The following is a 22,273-nucleotide window of genomic DNA, read 5'->3' as shown; positions in this document are numbered from 1 at the left end:
GAGTTGGAGAAACTTCAGCTTATTTTTTTGACCTTAATACCCCACCCCGGCCCTCCCCTTCGCAGGGGAGGGAGCATAATCACTTCGGCCAGTTCGGCCAAATGGCTTTCGGATACTCTCTGTCGATATCCGATTTCGCCAGCCCGATATCTTTCAATTGATCAGCACTCAGCGAATGTAAAATCTTGCGGCTGACGCGGCGCTCATTCCAGCTATGCACGATAGCAAACAACTGTTTTATCCATCCGCTCTTTTTTTGCGGCATCTGTACTGCCCTGTCCGCCCCCAAGATATCAGCACAAACGCGTGTCTCACATCCGGCAAACTGCCGTTCTTCAATGATATTTTTCATATTCTGCTCCCGTTGACGACCTGACATCAGGATCTTACAAACAGTAAAAACATTACAGATTCAGTTTTTTTATATTTCGACCATACAGATCTGGATCTGATGACAGATTCAGCGTTAGATTGTGTCCATCTGTACTGCTTTCTTTGCGCAGGCGTTGAGGAAAAGATAATGAATCGTTACGAAAATCTGGCAAATGTCTTGAGTGACCGTATTGAGCAGGGGCTGTATCCGGCAGGTATCCGGCTGCCTTCGGTGCGGGTGTTAAGCAGTGAACATGGCGTCAGCGTCAGCACGGTTCAGCAAGCCTACCGCGTGCTGGAAGAAAAACAGCTGGTGGAGGCACGACCAAAATCAGGCTACTTTGTCAAAGATGCACGCTTGCAGGCAGCGCTTCCGGCGGTTTGCCGCCCGACGCAACGTCCGGTGGATATTTCCCAGTGGGATCAGGTACTCGAACTGATTACTTCCCCGCACCGTCCCGGCGTGGTGCAGCTCGGGCGGGGCTCGCCGGATGTTACGGCTGCCACGCTCAGGCCCCTCAGCCGCCTGATGGGGCGCGCCGGCCAGCATCAGAATCTCAACGCGTTTCATTACGACAGCATTTACGGCTCGGAAGAATTACGCGAACAGATCGCCCGTCTGATGATTGACAGCGGCAGCCATATGGATGCCAGCAATATCCTGATCACCACCGGCTGTCATGAAGCACTGTCTATCGCCATCCGTTCGGTCTGTGAACACGGCGATATCGTGGCGGTGGATTCGCCGAGTTTTCACGGGGCGATGCAAACCCTGAAAGGTTTTGGCATGAAAGCGCTGGAAATCCCGACCGATCCGGTGACCGGGATCAGCCTCGAAGCACTGGAGATGGCGCTGGAACAGTGGCCGGTCAAAGCCATACAACTGACGCCCAACTGCAATAATCCGCTCGGTTACAACATGCCTGATGACCGTAAGAAAAGCCTGCTGCGTCTGGCGCAACGCTACGATATCGCCATTATCGAAGACGATGTTTATGGTGAACTGGCGTATCAGTATCCGCGCCCTGCCACCATTACCTCTTTCGATGAAGATGGCCGCGTATTGCTGTGCAGTTCGTTTTCCAAAACGCTGGCGCCCGGTTTACGCGTCGGCTGGATCGCGCCGGGTCGCTATCACGACCGTGCGCTGCACATGAAATACATCACCACCGGCGCCTCGGCTACGCTGCCACAAATCGCTATCGCGGATTTCATCAAACAGGGGCATTATCTGCAGCACATGCGCCGGATACGTAACCAGTACCAGCGCAATCTGTGCACCATGACTGACTGGGTGATGAAATATTTTCCGTGCGGCTCCCGGGTTAGCCGCCCCCAGGGCGGTTTTTTGCTGTGGATCGAACTTGATGAACGCGTGGATACACAGCGGCTGAACCGGCTGCTCGAAGAGCATTTAGTGCAAATTGCCATCGGTTCGATATTCTCTGCTTCTGGCAAATACCGCAATTGCCTGCGCATCAATTACGCACAGCCCCTGACAGCAAAAACTGAACGCGCCATCCAGCAGGTGGGCCTGACGATTTCTCAGATGCTGGAAAACTGCTAAACGTCCATCCGGAGACACTTTTACCGTGCAGATAGAACCGTTACCGCCACTGAACACGCTGGTGGCTTTTGAATGCGTGGCGCGTTATTGCAGTTTTTCCCGGGCAGCCGACGAGCTGAATCTTACCCAAAGCGCCATCAGCCGCCAGATCATTCAACTGGAGGAAATGCTCGGTTGTAAGCTTTTCCAGCGCGCCCAGCGTAAAACGACCCTGACGCCGCGCGGTGAAACCTATGCGCAACAAGTGCGTAAATTACTGGGCGATATTTCGCAATCCACGGCGGAAGTCATGGGCTGGAACGGTTTGCCGCAGGTCACGCTGGCCTGCACCAGCGCCATGAGCGGCCTGTGGCTTTCGTCGCGTCTTTCCTCGTTGCGTCAGTTGCTGCCCGACCTGCAAATCCGCATGAAGATTTCCGACAGCTTTTCAGATCTCAAGTCATCAGAATTTGATCTGGCTATCTTCTATCTGCGCGAGCCACCGCCCGGTTATCACGTACAGGCGCTGTTTGACGAAGTCTGTTATCCGATGTGCTCGCCGTCATTCCTCAGCCGTATGCCACCTGACGCCAGCGCCGCCGATTTACTTGAACAGACATTGCTTATTCAGGATGACCCGCAACGCGAATGGACCGGCTGGCGCGACTGGTTTGCGTCGCAGGACGTCAGCTTCGTCACGCCGCGCAGAACATGGCGGGCCAACAACTATCCGTTTCTGGTGCAGTCGGCGGTACTGGGTGATGGGATTTTGCTGGGCTGGGAAGGACTGGTGCAGGATTACATCAATAACGGCCAACTGGTCGCCGCACATCCCGGCAAACTGGCTGCCGCGGGAAAATGCTACATGCTGACGCCGCAGGACCGGTTCCTCAAACCTGTGGTGCATAAAGTCATTAACTGGTTAAAACAGCCGTAAAGTGAATGAATTTGCCAGGCCGGATATCCGGTCTGGCAATGAATATTCAGCAGGATTGACGAGATCATGTTCACAGTGATTTATGAAAAATAATAATAATCCGACATCATAATAAAATATTATGAATTGACATCGGCTGGCGGTATTTTGTTTTTCTCCAGATATCTGCGTTTTCTCGCAGAATTCATACCAATTAATGTGAATAACAGCCAGCATGACTGCGAAATACAGGATGCAAGGTTGAAATCATGACTTAACGAATACAGGCCAAACACGCCGCCGATTATATTAAGATAGGCGTAACTGTTAGCATCAACCGCTAGCCTGCGCATTTGAACCAGCGCATAAGCCAGAAGATAGCAAAACACGCCAATTAAACCGACAACCGTATGCAGTTCCACCGGTCACTTCCCTTTCCAGACGTTGATAGCTGAGAAAAATAAAGCTTTTCAGGGTGTTCTGCCGCGCATTTTTCGCATACCCTCATGATAAATTCTCATGCAAGTTCAACAGGGGGTTTTGATATAAATCATCAAGGCAATCCATTGCGCCAATTTAGAAACACCCGGGGTATTTCGCCTGCACCTATAAAATTCCAGCACGTACTATGGAGATAATTAATGAAAGATAATAATTCCCCTTTGACGAAATTAATGCAGGATGCACAACTTAGCCGTCGCGGCTTTATTACCAGCGTTTCTGCTGTGGGTATTACCAGTGCTATGGGCTTTTCACCGTTCTCTGCTTTTGCTGCTGAGCCGAAAAAAGGCGGCATATTAAAACTGGGTATGTCAGGGGGAAATACCAGTGATACGCTGGACCCGACATTATTCAGCGACTGGGTGCCATTAAATCAGGCATATATGCTGATGAACGGCCTGATTGAAATTGATGAAAATAACAAAGCCACACCTGAATTGTTCTCCGCCTGGGAAGCCAAACCCGGTGCCACCGAGTGGGTGTTTACCGTTCGTGATGGCGTCACCTTCCATAATGGTAAAAAACTGGATGCAGATGACATTCTTTATTCCATCAACCTGCATCGCGGCGACAAATCCAAAAGCGCCATCAAAACTCAACTGGCCCCGATTACAGGTCTGACCAAACAGGGCGACAACCAGATCCTGATCACGCTTGAAAGTGGCAACGCCGACCTGCCGTATCTGCTGGCGGATTACCATCTGGTGGTGGTACCCAACGGCTTTACCGACTGGTCGCATCCGATCGGTACCGGCGGTTTTATCTTTGATCAGTACGAACCGGGCGTGCGATCGCTGTTCAAGCGCAACCCGAACTACTGGAAGCCGGATCGCGCCTTTGTTGATGCCGTGGAAGTGCTGGTCATCAACGACCCGACCGCCCGCACCAATGCCCTGATTTCCGGCCAGGTTCACGCGATTAACCGTGTCGATTTCAAAACCGTCGATTTCCTTAAACGCAGCCCGGCACTGAACATTGTGCGTTCATCCGGCGGTCAGCATTTCACCTTCCTGATGGATTGCAGCGTCGCGCCGTATAATAACAACGACGTGCGCATGGCAATTAAACACGGCATAGATCGCCAGAAAATCCTCGATACCGTGCTGCGTGGCTACGGTTCGCTGGGCAACGACCATCCGATCCCGAAGACAGACCGCTTCTTCAATCACAGCCTGGAACAGCGCGTTTACGATCCGGACAAATCGAAGTTCTACCTGAAAAAAGCCGGTCTGACGGATCTCAACATCGAACTGTCCTCCTCTGACGCCGCTTTTGCCGGTGCGCTCGACGCGGCCGCCCTGTTCCAGGGGCAAGCACAAAAAGGCGGCATTCAGGTCAACATCAAACGCCAGCCCGCCGACAGCTACTGGGACGATGTATGGATGAAAGCCCCGTTCAGCATGGGTTACTGGGGCGGACGTCCGACGGCTGACCAGATGTTTTCCACCGCGTATCAGTCGACTGCCAAATGGAACGACACCCACTGGAAAGATGAGAAGTTTGATGCCCTGCTGTTGCAGGCACGCTCACTGCTCGATGAAGGCAAACGCGCTGAAATCTATGGTGAACTGCAAAGTATCGTGCGCGACGACGGCGGTGCAATGATCCCGCTGTTTGGCGATTATCTTGATGCAGCCAGCAAAAAAGTCGGCGGTATCAGGCCACATCCGATGTTCAACTTCATGGGTGGTCGTCTGGCCGAGCGCGTCTGGCTGGAGGCATGATGAAAAAACGGATTTTACAGCGGATCCTGTTAGGCATTATCACGCTGTGGCTGGTTTCTGTGCTGATTTTTATCGGCACGGAAATGCTGCCCGGCGACGTCGCGACGGCCATTTTAGGCCAGAGCGCCACGCCTGAAACCGTTGCCGCGTTGCGCCTGCAACTCGGGCTGGATGAACCGTCGGTGCTGCGCTACCTGCACTGGCTGGCGGGCATTATGCACGGCGACTTAGGGCATTCGCTGGCGAACGGTCGCGCTATCAGTGACGAATTGCTGCCACGTCTGGCGAACACCTTGTTCCTCGCCGGATACGCTGCGGTGATCGCTATTCCGCTGGCTGTCGGTTTGGGGATCGCATCAGCTATCTGGCGCGGTTCCGTTTTTGACCGGCTGGCAAATACCCTGACGCTCATCAGCATTTCGGTGCCGGAGTTTTTTGTCGGCTACATTCTGGTGATCGCCTTCGCCATTCGTCTGACCTGGTTCCCGAGTCTGGCAATGGTCGACAGCAGTTCGTCGTTCATCGACCGGCTTTACGTCTGCACCCTGCCGATGCTCACCCTGACGCTGGTGGTGCTGGCACACATGCTGCGCATGACGCGTGCCTCAGTCACTGCGGTGATGGCCAGCCCATATATTGAAAGCGCGGTGCTTAAAGGCATTCCGCGCTGGCGTATCGTGGTCGCGCACGCGCTGCCAAACGCCCTTGCACCGATCATCAACGTGGTGGCGTTCAATCTGGCCTATCTGGTGGTCGGTGTGATCCTGGTGGAAGTGGTGTTTGTCTATCCGGGCATCGGGCAATACATGGTGGATGCGGTAACCAAGCGCGACCTGCCGGTGGTTCAGGCCTGTGGCCTGCTGTTTGGCGGCACTTACATTTTCCTCAACACCACCGCCGACTTACTGGCGATCTGGTGCAATCCACGCCTGCGCCATGCGCGCTAAAAGGGGGACACATGAACCGATATTTCATTAACATCCCGCTGTCGGCCTGGATAGGGATTATGATTATTGCGGTGAATCTGCTGGCAGCTATTTTTGCGCCATGGCTCGCCCCGCACAGCGAAACCGAACAGGTCGGCGACATCTGGCTGCTGCCTTCCGCCGCCACGCCGTTTGGCACTGACAGTCTCGGGCGCGACATGCTTTCCCGCATTCTGTTTGGCGCACGCACCACCATTGCCATCGCGCTGACCATCACTTTCAGTTCTTTTATCATCGGCATTATCACCGGCTTTACGGCGGCAATTTACGGCAAATGGGTGGATGTGGTGCTGTCACGTATCGTCGATACCGTGATGTCGATTCCGGTGCTGATTTTCGCGCTGATCGTATTGTCGGTGATGGGCACGTCCATTCCCGTACTGGTGCTGACCATCGCCCTGCTCGATGCCACACGCGTTTTCCGTCTGGCGCGGCTGGTGGCGCAGGCGATTGTTTGTCAGGAATATGTTGAAGCAGCGCGTCTTCGTGGCGAAGGGTTGCGCTGGGTGCTGTTCAAAGAAATTCTGCCCAACGCCCTGCCGCCGCTGCTGGCGGAGTTCGGGATGCGTTTCTGCTTTACCTTCCTTTTTATCGCGGGCTTAAGTTTTTTAGGTCTCGGCATTCAGCCGCCATATGCCGACTGGGGCAGCATGGTGCGCGACAACGCGCAGGCGATTAACTTTGGTCAGTTCGCGCCGTTATATCCGGCAGCAGCGATTGCCCTGCTGACGATTGGCGTCAATCTGGTGGTCGACTGGCTGCTGGCGCGGAATAGTCTGCCGCATGGAGATGAAGCATGACACGCACAATTTTAGAAATGCGCGGGCTGCGCATCGAAACCCTCGACGGTTCGCCGCTGGTGCAGGATATTTCCCTGAAACTGGCGGCGGGTGAAGTGCTCGGTCTGATTGGTGAATCCGGGGCGGGGAAATCCACTATTGGTCTGGCAGCGTTAGGCTATGCGCGTCAGGGCTGCCGCATTGCCGGTGGCGAAGTTTTCCTGGATGGCACCGATATCGTTTCTCAGCCTTCCAGCGTAAAGCGCGAATGGCGCGGCAGGCGCGTGGCGTATGTGGCGCAAAGCGCGGCGGCGTCATTTAATCCGGCGCTGACCATCGAAAAACAGGTCTGCGAAGGCCCGATCCGCCACGGTCTGATGAACAAAGAAGAAAGCCGCCAGTGGGCAATTTCACTGTTCCGCTCACTGGATTTGCCGGATCCGGAAAACATCGGCAAACGCTATCCGCATCAGCTTTCCGGCGGCCAGCTTCAGCGCGCAATGGCCGCGATGGCGATGTCCTGTAAACCTGATTTGCTGATCATGGATGAACCGACCACCGCGCTGGACGTCACCACGCAAATTGAAGTGCTGGTGATGCTGCGCAAACTGGTGCGTGAATTCAACACCGCCGCGCTGTATATCACCCACGATCTGGCCGTTGTCGCACAACTTGCCGACCGCATTATGGTGCTGCGCCACGGCAAAGAGGTGGAAACCGGCAGTACGCAAACCATTCTGGAAAACCCGCAGCAGGAATATACGCGGCGTCTGGTGGCAGAGCGTGAACACGCACTAACACCACTGGCCGATGGTCATGAATCTGCCGGTCAGCCGCTGCTGACCCTGCGAAAACTGAGCACCGGCTACAATGGTAAACGGGTGGTACACGACGTCAGCCTGCAACTACCGCGTGGCAAAACGCTGGCGATTATTGGCGAATCCGGCAGCGGTAAAAGTACGCTGGCGCGGGCGCTGGTCGGATTGCTACCCGACACCGAAGGCACGGTGGATTTCGACGGCATTGCGCTTTCGCATAATTTTCACCAGCGCAATAAAGAAACGCTGCGCCGTATGCAGATGATTTATCAGCTGCCTGACGTGGCGCTGAATCCGCGTCAGACGCTGCTGGATATCATTGGCCGCCCTCTGACCTTCTACTTTGGCATGAACAAAAAACAGGTGCGCGAGCGCGTCGAAGAGTTACTCCGCCTGACTGAACTGCCGCTTAAACTGATCGACCGTCGTCCCGGCGAGCTTTCCGGCGGGCAGAAGCAGCGCGTCTGTATCGCCCGCGCACTGGCCGCACAGCCGGAACTGATTATCTGCGATGAAGCCACGTCGGCGCTCGATCCGCTGGTAGCGGAAGAAGTGTTGAATCTGCTGCGCCGCTTACAGCAACAGCTCGGGCTGTCGTATCTGTTTATCACGCATGATCTGGGCACGGTAAAACGGATCGCCCATCAGGTGGCGGTGATGTATCAGGGTCAGGTGGTCGCCAGCGGCGATACCCACGTGGTCTTCAGCGCGCCAATGCACAGCTACACTGAAAAACTGCTGACCTCCGTACCGGAAATGCGCACCAGCTGGCTGGACGAGGTTCTCGCCCTGCGCGGCACGGCGCTTCCTGCGGCAGCCATTTCTTCGACAGGAGTTTTATGAGCACCAAACGCATCGTGACTGAATTCCCTCACGCCGTCACCGTGACCGAACATCTGTGGATCCCGCTGAGTGACGGCACACGTCTCGCTGCCCGCCTGTGGTTGCCGGATGACGCTGAACACCAGCCGGTTCCGGCCATTCTCGAATACATTCCTTACCGCAAACGCGACGGCACCCGCACCCGAGATGAACCGATGCACGGCTTTTTCGCCGGTAACGGCTACGCCGTGGTGCGCGTGGATATGCGCGGCAGCGGCGAATCCGACGGACTGCTGGCGGATGAATATCTGTTGCAGGAACAGGACGATGCGCTGGAAGTGATTGAGTGGATCACCGAACAACCCTGGTGCAGCGGCAACGTCGGCATGATGGGGAAATCCTGGGGCGGATTTAACGGTTTGCAGGTTGCCGCCCGCCGCCCTGCCGCGCTGAAAGCCATCATCACCGTGTGTTCAACGGATGACCGTTACCGCGACGATATTCACTACAAAGGCGGCTGCCTGCTTAATGACAATCTCTGGTGGGGCGGCATTATGCTGGCGTACCAGAGCCGACCTTCCGACCCCGCACTGGTCGGTGAAAGGTGGTACAAAGACTGGCTGAACCGTCTGGAAAACATGCCATTCTTCCCGGCATTGTGGATGGAACATCCGCTGCGCGACGCATACTGGCAGCATGGTTCGGTGTGCGAAGACTGGTCCGCCATTCAGTGTCCGGTGATGGCCATCGGCGGCTGGGCAGATGCCTACAGCAACGCAGTGTTCCGCCTGATGGACAATCTGAAAGTGCCACGCCGCGCCATTCTCGGTCCGTGGGCGCATATTTATCCGCAGGACGGCACGCCGGAACCGGCGATCGGTTTCCTGCAGGAAGCGGTACGCTGGTGGGATCACTGGCTGAAAGGCGAAGACAACGGCGCGATGGCAGGCCCGATGATCCAGACCTGGTTGCAGGACAGCCAGCCGCCCTCGGCGATGCGTCCGGTCAGCCGTGGTGAATGGGTGGGATTTGATCGCGGCACCGCCAGCAATATCAATCACATCCCGCGCTGGCTCACACGAGGCCAGCTCAATACTCAGCCGGACGTTGACGCAGGCGTTATCAACATCTGTTCACCGCAGAATCACGGTCTGATGGCCGGCGAATGGATGGGTGCCGGTGTGCCCGGCGAAATGCCGCCGGATCAGCGTGTCGATGACGGCATGGCAGAAATCTTTGATGGCGAACCGCTGGCCGAGCCGCTGACCATTTTTGGCTTCCCGGAATTTACCGTCGAACTGAGCAGCGATAAACCGGCTGCGATGTTGTACGTCCGGCTTTCTGACGTTGCACCGGACGGTTCGTTAAACCGTGTCACGCACGGCTGGCTGAATCTGTCGCATCTGCACGGCCATGATCAATCTGTGCCGCTTATCCCCGGTCAGAAAGTCAAAGTACCGGTACAACTGGATGGTATCGCACACCGCTTTGCCACCGGTCACCGGATTCGACTCTCGCTGGCGACCACCTTCTGGCCGATGATCTGGCCGATGGCGGAGGTCGCCACGTTGACGCTGGATTTGCACAGTGCGCAGCTCAGCCTGCCGGTGTGCGAACAGCCGGTATCCATCGACGGCCCGATTGCTGAGCCACAAAGCGCGCCGCTGACACCGCAAACTGTGCTGTCGCCAGGGCGCGTGGATCGCAACATCACTTACGATTTCCTCACCGACAGCTGGACCAGCGTGACCAACGGCGTGGGTGGCGTTTTCGGTGAAGGCGTTTACCGCTTCGATGATATCGACACGACGGTCGACCACAATCTGCGGCGCGAGCTGACGGTCAGTAACAGTGATCCGTTATCCGCGCGCTATCTGCTGACGCAGACCATGAAGATGGGACGTGAAGGCTGGTGGATGGAAGCAGAAATCACCCTCGAATTGCGCAGCGACCTGACACACTTTATCGTCAGCGGCGATATGGTGGTCAGCCTGAACGGCGAAGAGGAATTCACGAAATACTGGCACGAGAGGATTGCGCGGTAACCGTGCTCCTCCCCCTGCGAAGGGGGAGGCCGGGAGGGGGTTTTAAGGGCTGACACCTCTTTTAAGTAAACTTCAACTTATTGATTTAACTTTAATACCCCACCCCAACCCCCCCTTCGCAGGGGAGGGAGTCGACCGAATTCTCGATCAAGATTCAGGAATAATCGCCTTTATATCCCGGCTTTCCAGCACCCGCCCGTCCTGCGCATGGATTTCCAGCTTACGCAGCGGCTGGCGATTTTCGATATCTACCAGTTGCGTGCAGGCTTCGCCAGCTTCAAACAAATATTCACTTCCCCACTGCCCCAGCGCGACCAGCACCGGTTGCAGCGCCAGCCCTTTTTCCGTCAGCACGTAATCCTGATACGCCGAACCATCTGCCGCCGGTTCAATCTTCATAATGCCTTCGGCAACCAGCGCTTTCAGGCGGGAACTGAGAATGTTCTTCGCCGCCCCCAGACTGCGCTGAAATTCACTGAATCGTGAGAGGCCGTACATCGCATCGCGGACAATCAGCAACGTCCACCAGTCGCCGATTAAATCCAACGCACGGCCAGCCGGACAAGGCGTGTTTTCCAGACGGGTTCGTTTCATGGCACCTCCTGCTTAAAGAATCTGGTTGCATTATAAAACCACCGATGCTAAAAATCATCTGGTTTTATTATTAAACCACCCTATCCAACACCGAGGTTCTACTATGTCAGATACAATTCGCACTCAGTCCGTGGCCTTAATCACCGGTGCATCAAGCGGCATCGGGGCCACTTACGCCGACCGTCTGGCGAAACGCGGTTATGATTTAGTGCTGGTTGCCCGTGATGCAACGCGCCTGAAAACACTGGCTGAACGCCTGCAGGATGAAACCGGCGTAAAAATCACCGTGTTACCCGCTGACTTAACCCGCAGCGAAGATCTGGCACGCGTGGAGGATTTTATCCGTGCAACACCGCAGATTTCCCTGCTGATCAATAACGCCGGGGCTTCGCTGAAAGCCGGTTTTGAAAACAGCGATGCCGACGCCATCGGGAATCTGATTACGCTGAACGTCACCTCGGTGGCGCGTCTTTCCCGCGTGGCCTTCGACGGTCTGATCAAGCATAAAGACGGGGCGATTATTAATATCGCCTCGGTAATGGCGCTGACGCCGGAACTGCAATCTGCGGTGTATTCCGCCACCAAAGCCTTTGTGCTGACTTTCAGCCAGACGCTGCAATTTGAAATGGCCGAGCGCGGTCTGTACGTTCAGGCGGTGCTGCCTGCCGCAACACGAACGGAAATCTGGGAACGTTCGGGCAAAAATATCGATGAAGTGCCGGGTGTAATGGAAGTGGGTGAACTGGTGGATGCCGCCTTGCTGGGCTTTGACCGCAAAGAAAAAATCACCATTCCACCATTGCAGGACGAAAAACAATGGGATGAATTTGATGCCCTGCGCAGTGCAATGGTACCGAACTTCCTGCAGGCTCACGCCGCACCGCGTTACAAGGCCTGACAGTGACACATTGACCAGTAACATAAATTTACTGGTCAATGTTGATTCGCTTTGCAAATATGTTAATTCGATAACTTTGTGAAGTGAATACGATGACTGAATATGTAATTGCTGCACCCGAAGTTCCGTCTCTCGCCGTCGAAGGCCAGAGCGCCCGCTTTCCGTTGCGCCGCGTGTATTGTGTTGGCCGTAACTATTCCGAGCACGCCCGTGAGATGGGTCATGACCCTGACCGCGAACCGCCTTTCTTTTTTGGCAAACCGGCTGATGCCGTGGTTCCCGCCAGCGGCAATGTGCCGTACCCGACGCTGACCGACGATCTGCATTATGAAGTAGAACTGGTCGTTGCGATTGCCAGAGGCGGTAAAGATATTGCCGCTGAAGAGGCGCTGTCACACGTCTGGGGTTATACCGTGGGCGTGGATTTAACCCGTCGTGATATTCAGGCGCAGGCCAAGAAACTGGGACGTCCGTGGGACTTCGCCAAAGGGTTTGATGATTCCGCACCGGCGAATCCGCTGCAACCCGTGAGTCAGACAGGTCATCCGGCTGCCGGTAAAATCTGGCTCGATGTGAACGGTGAAAAACGTCAGCGCGGTGATTTGAGCGACCAGATCTGGCAGGTAGCGGACGTCATCAGCTATCTCTCTCAGGCGGTTGAACTCAAGCCCGGTGATCTGATCTATACCGGTACGCCAGCAGGTGTGGGTCCGGTAGTGCGCGGTGATGTGATCACCGGCGGCATCGAAGGTCTGAGTGATTTCAGCTTCACTATCGTGTAATGCATGCAGGACGCCTTATTTCAGGCGTCCTTCTCACCAATTTTCCGGGCCATTTCTTCTTCAACCAGCGGAATAAGCTTCTCGAACGCACAGGCACTTGACGGGTCAAACAGCGACAGCGTTTCTATCTGGCTCAGTAAAATCACCTTACGAAACTTCAGCGCGCTCACCGGATCTGACACCGGCGTGATGCCATGTTCCTGATAATAGCGGGCATAATTATGCTCAACGCGCAGCTCCAGTGTGTCTTTATCGCGATAACCGCTGACCATCGGGATCACGACCACATTGTCCGACGAACTTGTTTCACACCTTGCGGTATGCACCATGCCGATATAAACACGCCGCGACTGCAGGGTGATGAATACCATATCGCCCTCTTCCATACACTGATACAACAGCCCTTCCACGCCGTTGGCGCGGGTAAGTTGTTTGTATAACTCTCTGCGTCCGGCAGTATTAAGGCGCAAGCCCGGTGACCAGGTAGTGCGGACCAGACACAGCATCACGGAGACGGCAAGCATAATCACCACCGGTGCCTGAATGCCTAAGAAACTCCAGTTAATGAAATCACGCTGGTAGTGCACATCCTGATGCAAATGCGGCAAGGCGGGCAGCCAGTTGATGACACCGGAAATCCCCCACAGCGCCAGATATAGCAGTGCTATGACCAGTACGCCCTGCAGGACAAAAATACAGCCATACAGCGCCACCAGAAAATAGACGTCCCAGCCAAAGGTGCGTTTAAGTTTGAAGCGCGATGAAATGTCGCGGGTGGTATACCAGTAGCCGCAGACCATTAACACCATGAAAACGGCTGTCGCCATTACAGCACGCTCATGCGTTTGACGTGGCGGGCAAAGTCTTGCTGCATCTCCTGATTAGCCGGATTGACTGATGCCGTACCGTTTTCATCAATCAGAATACGCTCGCCCTCTTCCAGCGTATTTTCCATGTCTGCGGCACTGAACAGTCCGAGAAATTTTTCCGGGCTGGAAAATATTTGTAAAACAATCTTCAACATAGGTTTGCCTCTCCTCATAAAAGAATAAGCCTAGTCAAAGGAAAGAGACATTGTGGCTGTTTCAGATTTTTTACGGGCAGGAATGAAAAAGGGCCGCCATGACGGCAGCCCTTTGCTGGAATCTGCGAAACGAATTACTTCGCTTCAATACTTTCCTGATGCGCTTCTTCCTGCGCAGCCTGTTCGGCATGCACTTCAGCAGCACGTTTGCGCAGACCTATCCAGCCCAGTACCAGCAGGATGATCAGCACCGGAATGGTCGCCACCGTGTAGGTGCCGTTCGGGTAGTCAAACGCCATCAGGATCAGAACGCCCGCCAGGAAGGCCAGCGTCAGCCACGAGGTCACCGGTGCCCACGGCATTTTGAAGGAAACGTCTTTCGCACGACCTTCTTTGATTGCAGTACGCAGTTTCATCTGACAGACGATGATGAAAGCCCATGAACTGAGGATGCCGAGTGAGGCGACGTTCAGGACAATCTCAAACACCTGCGAAGGCACGTAATAGTTGAGCACTACACCGATCACATAAATGCCGACAGTGACCAGAATACCGGCGTACGGCACCTGCTGCGCACTCATCTTCGACATGAATTTCGGTGCTGAACCGCCCATCGACAGGGAACGCAGAATACGACCGGTGGAATACAAGCCGGAGTTGAGGCTCGACAGCGCTGCGGTCAGAACCACGATATTCATGATGGTACCGATGTAAGGCACGCCCAGCTTGCTGAAGAAGGTGACAAACGGACTTTGGCCCGCCTGATAGGCATTCCACGGCAGCAACAGCACCAGTAACACCACGGAGCCGACGTAGAACAAAGCGATACGCCAGATCACGCTGTTAATGGCTTTCGGCAGCACTTTCTCAGGATCTTTGGTTTCGCCCGCCGCCGTACCGACCAGCTCAATGGCCGCGAACGCAAAGACCACGCCCTGCACCAGAACCAGCGCCGGTAACAAACCGTGCGGGAAAATACCGCCGTTGTCGGTGATCAGATGCAGACCGGTGGTGTTACCGTCCAGTTGTTTGCCGGTGCCGAGGAACACCACGCCAACCACCAGGAAGATAGCAATCGCCGCCACTTTGATCAGCGCAAACCAGAATTCCATCTCAGCGAACCACTTCACGCCGATCATGTTCATGGTTGCCACTATCGCCAGTGCGCCCAACGCAAACATCCATTGCGGAACATCACCGAAGGTTCCCCAGTAGTGCATGTACAGAGCCACTGCGGTGATATCGACAATGCCGGTCATCGCCCAGTTCAGGAAGTACATCCAGCCTGCTACGTAAGACGCTTTTTCACCCAGGAATTCACGGGCATAGGATACAAAGCTGCCACTGGTCGGACGGTGTAAAACCAGTTCGCCCAGTGCACGCAGGATAAAGAATGAGAAAATACCACACACCGCATACACGATAGCCAGCGCCGGACCCGCCATCTGTAAACGCGCACCCGCGCCGAGAAACAGACCGGTACCGATAGAACCACCAATGGCAATCATCTGAACCTGACGGTTGCCCATACTCTTGTGATAACCATGATCGTGAGAGTCCAGCCAGCGCCGTTTAGCCGCGTGCTTCGCCTCTGCCGTTTTTTTATGAGACTTCATTATGAGTTGTTCTCCAAAATAACCTTCACCTGACGCCGGGTGCTGCAAGCAAACGATTGCAAGCCTCGCCGTTTATGGGGTTTACCCACTGTAGTTTTTTTAGCCGGAACTGTTTTGGTGCAATAACGGCGAAGGATGCTACCTGTTCTCACTAACCGTGGCAAAAAAAACCGTCATTAAAAATTGTGAACAGTCATATTTCGCGCAGCAAATTTTGCGCTTGCGTGCGCTCAGGACGATTCTTTCGGCAGACACTCTTTTCTCACCCGTTCGATATTAATGGAGAGATACATAATTTCTTCCGTGGTCAGTTCGCGCTGATATTGCGCGGCCAGATAATCGCCGATTTTTTCCGCGCACAGCCACGCCTGTGGGTAATTTTCTTTTACCGCCACGTGCAGGCTCATGTCATCGTCGGCTACCACCGTGCGGCTGAGCATCCGCTGGGCGAAGAATTTAAGATGGGTGACGAAGCGCTGGTAGCTCAGCGACTCCTCGTCGTATTCAATACGCAGCTGGTATTTCACCAGATTGAGGATTTCCTGCATCACGCGGGTAATCTGCGCCACTTCCGGCATTTCGCCGTTGAGCTGCGCATTGACCAGATGCAGGGCAATAAAACCGGCTTCATCCACCGGCAATCGCACGCCGAGGCGCGAATCGATGATATCCAGCGCTTCCAGCCCGAGGGCATATTCTTTCGGATACAGACGGCGGGTTTCCCACAGCAAGGCATTGCTGATCGGCACGCCCTTCTTCTGCCGTTCGATGGCAAAATTGCAGTGATCGGTCAGCGCGATATACAGATTTTCCTGTAATTTCCCCAGCCGTCCCCGCGCCAGCGAAATAATCTGATCACAGGTGGTCATCACTTCCATCGGAATATGCGACAGCAACTCCGTCAGATGCGCGACCAGTTCGTCATTCTGCAGGGCAAAAATTTTCTCGATTTTGCTTTCATCCAGCTCATCCCCGGCTTTCTTCATAAACGCCAGCCCGCGTCCCATCACCACCTGTTCGCGTTGCTGCCCGCTGACGACAACCACCACATTATTATTGAGTATTTTGGCGATTTTCATTGTAACTCCCTGAAAAGAAAAACCTGATCGTCCGTATGGATGATCAGGTTTTGTCTGCCGCAGTCTTGGGATCTGCCTGATGATTTTACCAGATCCGATCCTCAGTCAGACGTAAATTTTGCCCTCAAAACGTGACGATCGCCTTAAGTCCCTACAGACAGGATCAGATCAGGATGTTAATGACGCACCGTTTGAATTAATCACTTCCTGATACCAGAAGAAACTTTTCTTACGGCGGCGCTCCAGCGTGCCATTGCCCTGATCGTCGCGGTCTACATAGATATAACCATAACGCTTGGAGAATTCCGCTTTCGAGGCGCTGACCAGATCAATCGGTCCCCAGCTGGTGTAACCCATCACTTCCACGCCGTCTTCAATGGCTTCACGCACCTGAACCAGATGGTCATTGATGTACTGAATGCGGTAATCATCATTAATGCTGCCGTCAGCTTCGACTTTATCCCGCGCACCCAAACCGTTTTCCACAATAAATAGCGGTTTCTGATAACGGTCATAAAGCTCATTCATTAAGAAGCGCAACCCTTCCGGGTCAATCTGCCATCCCCATTCAGAACTTTGCAGATGCGGGTTCGGCACCATATTTAATATATTGGCACGCGCTTTAATATTTTGTTCTTCATCCGTGGTGACACAACCGGTCATGTAATAACTGAATGAGATAAAGTCGACGGTTTCTTTCAACGCAGCTTTATCTTCAGAAGTAATATTAATTTCCATGCCGCGGTCTTTAAAGAATCGTTGCATATAGGCCGGATACGCGCCGCGCACCTGCACATCGCCGAAGAATAACCAGTCGCGGTTTTGCTGCAAGGTTTCCATCATATCGGCCGGTTTGCAGGTCAGCGGATATAACATGCCGCCAAGCAGCATATTGCCGATTTTGCCGTCAGGAATGATCTCGTGACAGGCTTTTACCGCTTTGGCACTGGCAACCAGCTGATGGTGAATGGCCTGATAGATGTCCTGTTTGCTGCTGTCTTCCGGCAATCCAACGCCGGTGAACGGCGCATGCAGCGACATATTGATTTCGTTAAAGGTCAGCCAGTGTTTGACTTTATCTTTATAACGGCTGAACACCGTGCGGGCGTAATTTTCAAAGAAACCGATGGTATCGCGGCTGCCCCAGCCACCGTGTTTTTTTACGATGCCGTACGGCATTTCGTAATGGGAAAGCGTCACCAGCGGTGTAATACCGTATTTTGCCATCTCATCAAACAGTCGGTCGTAGAATGCCAGACCCGCTTCGTTCGGCTGCGATTCATCCCCCTGAGGGAAGATACGCGTCCAGGCGATTGAGGTACGCAGAACGGTAAAACCCATTTCAGCGAACAATTTCATATCTTGCGGATAACGGTGGTAGAAATCGATGGCGACATCTTTCACGCCGAAATCCCCTTCCGTGCGTTCCTGCACCGGGCCGAAAACACCCTGCGGTTGCAGATCCGATGTGGATAAGCCTTTACCGTCGGTCAGGTACGCACCTTCCACCTGATTAGCGGCAACGGCTCCGCCCCATAAGAATCCGTTTGGAAATGGCTTGTTCATATGAACCTCCTGGCTCTGTTCGTTAGCGTAATAAAGTCAGTAAAAGGGTTTGTTCGCTGGCGTCCTGTCCGACACAGGCCGGAATGACGTCGAGATAATCGTCGCTGTTGGTGACAAGCACCGGCGTTGTCAGGTCGTATCCCGCCTCCGTAATGCCCTGTATATCGAACGCCAGTAACAGATCTCCCTGCTTCACCACCGCATCAACCGCGACGTGTGGTGTAAAGAATTTGCCGTCCAGCTTCACCGTATCGATGCCGACGTGGATCAGAATTTCTGCGCCGTCCTCCGATTCAATTCCGATGGCGTGATGGGTTTTGAACAGTGAAACCACGGTGCCGTTCACCGGTGAGACCACCCTTCCGGCGACAGGCACAATAGCCACACCTTTACCCAGCAGGCCGCTGGCGAATGTCGGATCTTTCACTGTGTCGAGTGCGATACACGGTCCGATCATCGGGCTGGCAATCAGCGTTTTGCCGCGCGGCGCCTGTAACGCATCGGCCTGAGCCTTTTCGCTGACTTCCGGCGCGACCGCTTCTTGTTTTACACCGAAGAAATAAGTCGCCAGTGCGGCAAACAACAGCGCAATCAGGGTGCCGGCAATCCCGGCGGTCACCGTTTTATCAAAACCAGTGGGCGGAATAATCTGGGTAAACGTGAAGACACTGGGGAAACCGAAGGAATACGCCGTGGTCTGGAAGTAACCGAGCACCGCAGCGCCGAGCGCACCGCCGACGCAGCCAAAAATAAAAGGACGCCGATGCGGCAGGGTGATGCCATACACCGCCGGTTCCGTGATACCGAAAATCCCGGCGCTGATCGCCGACCCTGACAATGCTCGGGTACGGGCATCTTTGCTCCGCAGCATCACACCCGCGACCGCACCAACCTGTCCCATCACCGCAGGCAGCAACAGCGGAAGCATGGTGTCATGGCCGAGCACGCTGAAGTTGTTGATCATCAACGGCACCAGCCCCCAGTGCAGACCGAAGATCACACAGACCTGCCACAGTGCGCCCATAAAGGCACCGGCGACCATCGGGCTGACGTGATAAACAAACTGGTAGCCATGGGCCAGTTGCTGACTGGCCCAGGTCGCGACCGGCCCGATAACCAGGAATGTCAGCGGCACAATCACCATCAGGCAGATCAGCGGTGTGATGAAGTTACGCAGCGCGCCGGGTAAAATTTTCATCGACTGCTTTTCCAGCCAGCTTGATGCCCACGCGGCCAGAATCACCGGAATGACCGAAGAGGTATAATTGATAAAGACCAGCGGGATGCCTAAGAAATGCTCGCTGTGCGCGCCGGACTGCTGCACATCAAATGCGGCGATCATCAGCGGGTGCACCATCGCGCCGCCAATCATCATGGTCACAAACGGATTACCGCCGAATTTTTTACCGGCGGTATAACCGATCACCAGCGGGAAGAAATAAAACATAGCGTCGCTGGCGGCGAACCAGACTTTATAGGTACCGCTTTCCGGCACCATCCAGCCACAGGCCAGCGCCAGTGCCAGAAAACCTTTGAGGATCCCCGATGCCGCCATAATGCCGATAAACGGCGTGAATATGCCGGAAATGACATCAATGGCACGGGCAAACACACTGCCGTTATCACCCCTGTCGTCATCGCTGCCGTCTGAAAGCGCGCTGCCTTTCACCAGCGCTTCATAGACGGCACCGACGTGATTGCCAATCACCACCTGAAACTGACCACCGCTCTCGACCACCATGATCACGCCCGGATTTTCTTTCAGCCCGGCAGCATCGGCTTTGCTTGTATCTTTTAGCTTGAAGCGTAAACGGGTGGCACAATGCACCACACTGTTGACGTTTTCCTTTCCGCCCACTCCGCGGAGAATTTCGTCGGCTAATGTTCTGTATTCCATAGTGTCATCTCATCAGAGTAAGGGCGTCGTGCACGACATTGCCGTTGCGTTGCAAAGGGGCGGCCGGCCCCTGAATTCAGGCCAAAAAAAAACCTAAACGTCCGGTCTCTTCGTCATACACGAAGAAACGAGAAGTTTAGGTTTTGCCTGTCAGACAGTAACAATCCTGCTTTCTGAACCGGATTCTCTGGCGAATCGGAAACAGAAACAAGTCGTAATATCCGCCGGATGATGAAACTGTGATCGGCTTCAGACTTTGTGCAGACTGACGCCCGTCCCTGAGCCTCGGTCTTTTTTGTCCTGACTAACGCAGCCCCGCCACCGTAAATCCGCCATCGACCAGCAGATTCTGACCGGTCACAAATCGCGCTTCATCACTGCACAACCACGCCACAACGTCCGCGACATCTGCCGGTTCGCCCACGCGCCCTGCGGGTGTCAGGCGCACAAAAGGGATCAGCGTTTCTTCATTTGCGCCCATCCGCCGCGCCATCGGGGTATCGATAATGCCGGGATTAACGTTATTGATGCGGATATTCTGCGCACCGGTTTCCAGCGCTATAGCGCGAATCATCGCGTCAAGCCCGCCTTTGCTGGCGGAATACGCAGCAGAGCCAATACTGGCTCCGTGCGCCAGCCAGGAAGAGGTATTCACAATCGCGCCGCCACGCCCTGCGGCGGTCATGGCTGCCAGCTGATATTTCACTGACAGCCAGACGCCTTTCAGATTGGTGGCAATCACCCGGTCAAATTCCGCTTCTGTCATGTCACTGACTGGCGCAAAACCTTCCACACCCGCATTATTAAACGCGGCGTCCAGTCGCCCGTAATGCGCCAGCGTCGCGGCAATAAGATGCCGGACCTGTGCGCTGTCTGACACATCGGTCGGCACCGCCAGGGCATCACCGCCCCGTTCACGGATCATCATCACCGTTTCCTGGAGCGCCGTTTCCCGTCTTCCTGCCACCACGACTTTCGCACCATCGCGTGAAAACGCCAGTGCGGCCGCCCGCCCGATGCCTGAGCCACCGCCCGTGACCAGCGCAACCCGCCCCTGTAACCGTAATGTTTGCGACATATTTTTCCCCGTTGATGAATTTCCCAAACCGAGGCCTGACTATAAGCGCATTGATTGTTGTGAATAAGCCATGTTATATCGCATGCTTTACTGGCTTTTATTCATCAATAGGAAACTGATGCGCACCCACGAATTCGGAGAACTGAGAGCATTTGTCGCCGTAGCGGAAGAGAAGAGTTTCCGCAAAGCCGCGGCGCGGCTGAATTTAACCGCTTCAACGCTGAGCCATTCCTTACGTTCGCTGGAAGAGCGTCTGGGCGTCAGATTGCTTAACCGCACAACGCGGCAGGTATCGCCCACCGAAGCGGGTTACGCATTGCTGGCGGAAGTGGTGCCGGCATTATCAGTCATCTCTGATGCGATGGAGAAAGTGAACGCTTTGAGGGGGATACCCAAAGGCACGGTGCGTATTAATACGCCACGCATCGCTGCTGACATGGTTTTCCTGCCGCAGTTGCCCAAATTTTGTCAGGCGTTCCCGGATATCACGCTGGAACTTGCCACCAATGACGGTTTCGTGGACATCATCAGTGAGGGGTTTGATGCAGGCGTACGCATCCGGGGCGATGTTCAGCAGGACATGAGTGCGGTACGCCTGACCGCCGATTTTCACTCTGCGGTGTACGGTTCGCCGGATTATTTCGCCCGCTGCCCGCAACCACAAACGCCTGCCGATTTGAAAAACCATGCCTGCATTGGGCGTCGGGAAATTGCCAGCGGTTCGCTGTACCGCTGGGAGTTCGAAAAAAATGGGCGACAGATTACCGTGCCCGTCAGCGGGCCGCTGGTGGTCGACAGCGTCAGCATGATGACCCGCATTGCGCTCGATGGAATCGGGCTGGTGTACAGCGCGCAGAGTGCTGAACATGATGCGCTGGTGGCGGAAGGTAAGCTGATCCGGGTGCTTGAAGACTGGTCGGTCACCTTTCCCGGATTCTTTCTCTATTACCCCGGCCACCGCCAGTTGCCCGCCGCATTAAAAGCAGTGACCGGTTATTTCCGCTGGCGGGAAGAGTGATAACCCCCCTGTCTCAGCCCATTCAACGGAGATGGCATCCCGCTCAACGCGGGCCTTTGCCAGTCCGGATCCCCGCGCCGATGAAGCAAACACCACCGTCAGTTTGATCCCGTTCACAAATAAAAAACAAAATCAAAAAACGTAAATTGCATATTCATTTCCTCAATTGTTTACCTGAGTTCTATTCACAATACTTTTGGCACCATTTTACT

At 54.6% G+C, this 22,273-nt stretch carries 20 protein-coding genes; 10 read left to right on the top strand and 10 right to left on the bottom strand.

All coding sequences use genetic code 11. The features are described from left to right. Positions 1-79 precede the first annotated feature (79 nt). Entirely contained in the window at positions 80-352 is a 273-nt protein-coding gene (locus tag AACU55_RS22650; RefSeq protein ID WP_134706172.1) for a DUF1127 domain-containing protein, read from the bottom strand. Positions 353-520: 168 nt separating this feature from the next. Here AACU55_RS22650 and AACU55_RS22645 point away from each other — a divergent pair, with 168 nt between their 5' ends. Together AACU55_RS22645 and AACU55_RS22640 are read left to right on the top strand one after the other, a co-directional pair. Next, positions 521-1,939 carry an aminotransferase-like domain-containing protein gene (locus tag AACU55_RS22645; protein ID WP_013575060.1) on the top strand — a complete coding sequence of 473 codons (1,419 nt, stop codon included), beginning with the start codon at positions 521-523 and terminating at the stop codon, positions 1,937-1,939. 25 nt (positions 1,940-1,964) lie between these two features. Beyond that, complete coding sequence (locus AACU55_RS22640) at positions 1,965-2,855, top strand: LysR substrate-binding domain-containing protein (protein WP_013575059.1); 891 nt, start codon at positions 1,965-1,967, stop codon at positions 2,853-2,855. Between the two features lie 119 nt (positions 2,856-2,974). Here AACU55_RS22640 and AACU55_RS22635 read toward each other — a convergent pair whose 3' ends face one another. Beyond that, positions 2,975-3,256: a CBU_0592 family membrane protein gene (locus AACU55_RS22635; RefSeq protein ID WP_013575058.1), complete on the bottom strand. Its 282-nt coding sequence runs from the start codon at positions 3,254-3,256 to the stop codon at positions 2,975-2,977. 219 nt (positions 3,257-3,475) lie between these two features. On the opposite strand from AACU55_RS22635, the gene AACU55_RS22630 reads away from it, so the two are divergent. Genes AACU55_RS22630 through AACU55_RS22610 form a run of 5 tightly spaced genes read left to right on the top strand, consistent with a single transcriptional unit; the run spans position 3,476 to position 10,509 of the window. Continuing rightward, positions 3,476-5,059 carry an ABC transporter substrate-binding protein gene (locus tag AACU55_RS22630; protein ID WP_013575057.1) on the top strand — a complete coding sequence of 528 codons (1,584 nt, stop codon included), beginning with the start codon at positions 3,476-3,478 and terminating at the stop codon, positions 5,057-5,059. After that, on the top strand, positions 5,059-6,006 hold the full coding sequence (locus AACU55_RS22625; protein WP_013575056.1) for an ABC transporter permease: 948 nt from the start codon (positions 5,059-5,061) through the stop codon (positions 6,004-6,006). The genes AACU55_RS22630 and AACU55_RS22625 overlap by 1 nt, the downstream gene beginning before the upstream one ends. An 11-nt stretch (positions 6,007-6,017) precedes the next feature. Continuing rightward, on the top strand, positions 6,018-6,845 hold the full coding sequence (locus AACU55_RS22620; protein ID WP_134706171.1) for an ABC transporter permease: 828 nt from the start codon (positions 6,018-6,020) through the stop codon (positions 6,843-6,845). Further along, positions 6,842-8,485, top strand: a complete 1,644-nt coding sequence (locus AACU55_RS22615) for an ABC transporter ATP-binding protein (RefSeq protein ID WP_134706170.1) — start codon at positions 6,842-6,844, stop codon at positions 8,483-8,485. Before AACU55_RS22620 ends, AACU55_RS22615 begins: the two co-directional genes overlap by 4 nt. Beyond that, entirely contained in the window at positions 8,482-10,509 is a 2,028-nt protein-coding gene (locus tag AACU55_RS22610; RefSeq protein WP_134706169.1) for a CocE/NonD family hydrolase, read from the top strand. The genes AACU55_RS22615 and AACU55_RS22610 overlap by 4 nt, the downstream gene beginning before the upstream one ends. Before the next feature lie 147 nt (positions 10,510-10,656). Here the strand turns inward: AACU55_RS22610 and AACU55_RS22605 are convergent, their stop codons facing one another. Further along, positions 10,657-11,103, bottom strand: a complete 447-nt coding sequence (locus AACU55_RS22605) for a winged helix-turn-helix transcriptional regulator (RefSeq protein WP_013575052.1) — start codon at positions 11,101-11,103, stop codon at positions 10,657-10,659. A gap of 103 nt (positions 11,104-11,206) precedes the next feature. On the opposite strand from AACU55_RS22605, the gene AACU55_RS22600 reads away from it, so the two are divergent. Continuing rightward, a complete protein-coding gene (locus AACU55_RS22600) occupies positions 11,207-12,001 on the top strand; it encodes an SDR family NAD(P)-dependent oxidoreductase (RefSeq protein ID WP_037034883.1) in 795 nt (264 codons plus the stop codon). Between the two features lie 92 nt (positions 12,002-12,093). Next, positions 12,094-12,783 (top strand): fumarylacetoacetate hydrolase family protein, encoded by a 690-nt coding sequence (locus AACU55_RS22595; protein ID WP_134706168.1) that lies wholly within the window; start codon positions 12,094-12,096, stop codon positions 12,781-12,783. Between the two features lie 20 nt (positions 12,784-12,803). Here the strand turns inward: AACU55_RS22595 and AACU55_RS22590 are convergent, their stop codons facing one another. The 7 genes from AACU55_RS22590 to AACU55_RS22560 form a co-directional block, all read right to left on the bottom strand. Then, on the bottom strand, positions 12,804-13,610 hold the full coding sequence (locus tag AACU55_RS22590) for a hypothetical protein (RefSeq protein WP_015689685.1): 807 nt from the start codon (positions 13,608-13,610) through the stop codon (positions 12,804-12,806). Next, positions 13,610-13,807 carry a hypothetical protein gene (locus AACU55_RS22585; RefSeq protein ID WP_013575048.1) on the bottom strand — a complete coding sequence of 66 codons (198 nt, stop codon included), beginning with the start codon at positions 13,805-13,807 and terminating at the stop codon, positions 13,610-13,612. Before AACU55_RS22585 ends, AACU55_RS22590 begins: the two co-directional genes overlap by 1 nt. A 134-nt stretch (positions 13,808-13,941) precedes the next feature. Further along, positions 13,942-15,423 (bottom strand): L-asparagine permease, encoded by a 1,482-nt coding sequence (gene ansP / locus AACU55_RS22580; protein WP_013575047.1) that lies wholly within the window; start codon positions 15,421-15,423, stop codon positions 13,942-13,944. A gap of 230 nt (positions 15,424-15,653) precedes the next feature. Then, positions 15,654-16,502, bottom strand: coding sequence for a transcriptional antiterminator BglG (gene bglG / locus AACU55_RS22575; protein ID WP_134706167.1), 849 nt, complete (start codon positions 16,500-16,502; stop codon positions 15,654-15,656). A 168-nt stretch (positions 16,503-16,670) separates the two neighbouring features. Then, positions 16,671-18,068 carry a glycoside hydrolase family 1 protein gene (locus tag AACU55_RS22570; RefSeq protein ID WP_134706166.1) on the bottom strand — a complete coding sequence of 466 codons (1,398 nt, stop codon included), beginning with the start codon at positions 18,066-18,068 and terminating at the stop codon, positions 16,671-16,673. A 22-nt stretch (positions 18,069-18,090) separates the two neighbouring features. Beyond that, complete coding sequence (gene bglF / locus AACU55_RS22565) at positions 18,091-19,965, bottom strand: PTS beta-glucoside transporter subunit IIABC (RefSeq protein WP_134706165.1); 1,875 nt, start codon at positions 19,963-19,965, stop codon at positions 18,091-18,093. Between the two features lie 304 nt (positions 19,966-20,269). Then, entirely contained in the window at positions 20,270-21,043 is a 774-nt protein-coding gene (locus AACU55_RS22560; protein WP_134706164.1) for an SDR family NAD(P)-dependent oxidoreductase, read from the bottom strand. A 118-nt stretch (positions 21,044-21,161) separates the two neighbouring features. Here AACU55_RS22560 and AACU55_RS22555 point away from each other — a divergent pair, with 118 nt between their 5' ends. Further along, positions 21,162-22,061, top strand: coding sequence for a LysR family transcriptional regulator (locus AACU55_RS22555; protein WP_013575042.1), 900 nt, complete (start codon positions 21,162-21,164; stop codon positions 22,059-22,061). Positions 22,062-22,273 lie beyond the last annotated feature (212 nt).

This window comes from Rahnella sp. CJA17(1/100) (genome assembly GCF_963881615.1).
Taxonomy (GTDB): domain Bacteria; phylum Pseudomonadota; class Gammaproteobacteria; order Enterobacterales; family Enterobacteriaceae; genus Rahnella; species Rahnella aceris.
This window is presented reverse-complemented; position numbering and strand designations above follow the sequence as displayed.

Coding starts and splice junctions, on each gene's coding strand:
- AACU55_RS22650 (WP_134706172.1), bottom strand. CDS start 352: ATGAAAAATATCATTGAAGAACGGCAGTTTGCCGGATGTGAGACACGC.
- AACU55_RS22645 (WP_013575060.1), top strand. CDS start 521: ATGAATCGTTACGAAAATCTGGCAAATGTCTTGAGTGACCGTATTGAG.
- AACU55_RS22630 (WP_013575057.1), top strand. CDS start 3,476: ATGAAAGATAATAATTCCCCTTTGACGAAATTAATGCAGGATGCACAA.
- AACU55_RS22625 (WP_013575056.1), top strand. CDS start 5,059: ATGAAAAAACGGATTTTACAGCGGATCCTGTTAGGCATTATCACGCTG.
- AACU55_RS22620 (WP_134706171.1), top strand. CDS start 6,018: ATGAACCGATATTTCATTAACATCCCGCTGTCGGCCTGGATAGGGATT.
- AACU55_RS22615 (WP_134706170.1), top strand. CDS start 6,842: ATGACACGCACAATTTTAGAAATGCGCGGGCTGCGCATCGAAACCCTC.
- AACU55_RS22610 (WP_134706169.1), top strand. CDS start 8,482: ATGAGCACCAAACGCATCGTGACTGAATTCCCTCACGCCGTCACCGTG.
- AACU55_RS22605 (WP_013575052.1), bottom strand. CDS start 11,103: ATGAAACGAACCCGTCTGGAAAACACGCCTTGTCCGGCTGGCCGTGCG.
- AACU55_RS22600 (WP_037034883.1), top strand. CDS start 11,207: ATGTCAGATACAATTCGCACTCAGTCCGTGGCCTTAATCACCGGTGCA.
- AACU55_RS22595 (WP_134706168.1), top strand. CDS start 12,094: ATGACTGAATATGTAATTGCTGCACCCGAAGTTCCGTCTCTCGCCGTC.
- AACU55_RS22590 (WP_015689685.1), bottom strand. CDS start 13,610: ATGGCGACAGCCGTTTTCATGGTGTTAATGGTCTGCGGCTACTGGTAT.
- AACU55_RS22585 (WP_013575048.1), bottom strand. CDS start 13,807: ATGTTGAAGATTGTTTTACAAATATTTTCCAGCCCGGAAAAATTTCTC.
- ansP (WP_013575047.1), bottom strand. CDS start 15,423: ATGAAGTCTCATAAAAAAACGGCAGAGGCGAAGCACGCGGCTAAACGG.
- bglG (WP_134706167.1), bottom strand. CDS start 16,502: ATGAAAATCGCCAAAATACTCAATAATAATGTGGTGGTTGTCGTCAGC.
- AACU55_RS22570 (WP_134706166.1), bottom strand. CDS start 18,068: ATGAACAAGCCATTTCCAAACGGATTCTTATGGGGCGGAGCCGTTGCC.
- bglF (WP_134706165.1), bottom strand. CDS start 19,965: ATGGAATACAGAACATTAGCCGACGAAATTCTCCGCGGAGTGGGCGGA.
- AACU55_RS22560 (WP_134706164.1), bottom strand. CDS start 21,043: ATGTCGCAAACATTACGGTTACAGGGGCGGGTTGCGCTGGTCACGGGC.
- AACU55_RS22555 (WP_013575042.1), top strand. CDS start 21,162: ATGCGCACCCACGAATTCGGAGAACTGAGAGCATTTGTCGCCGTAGCG.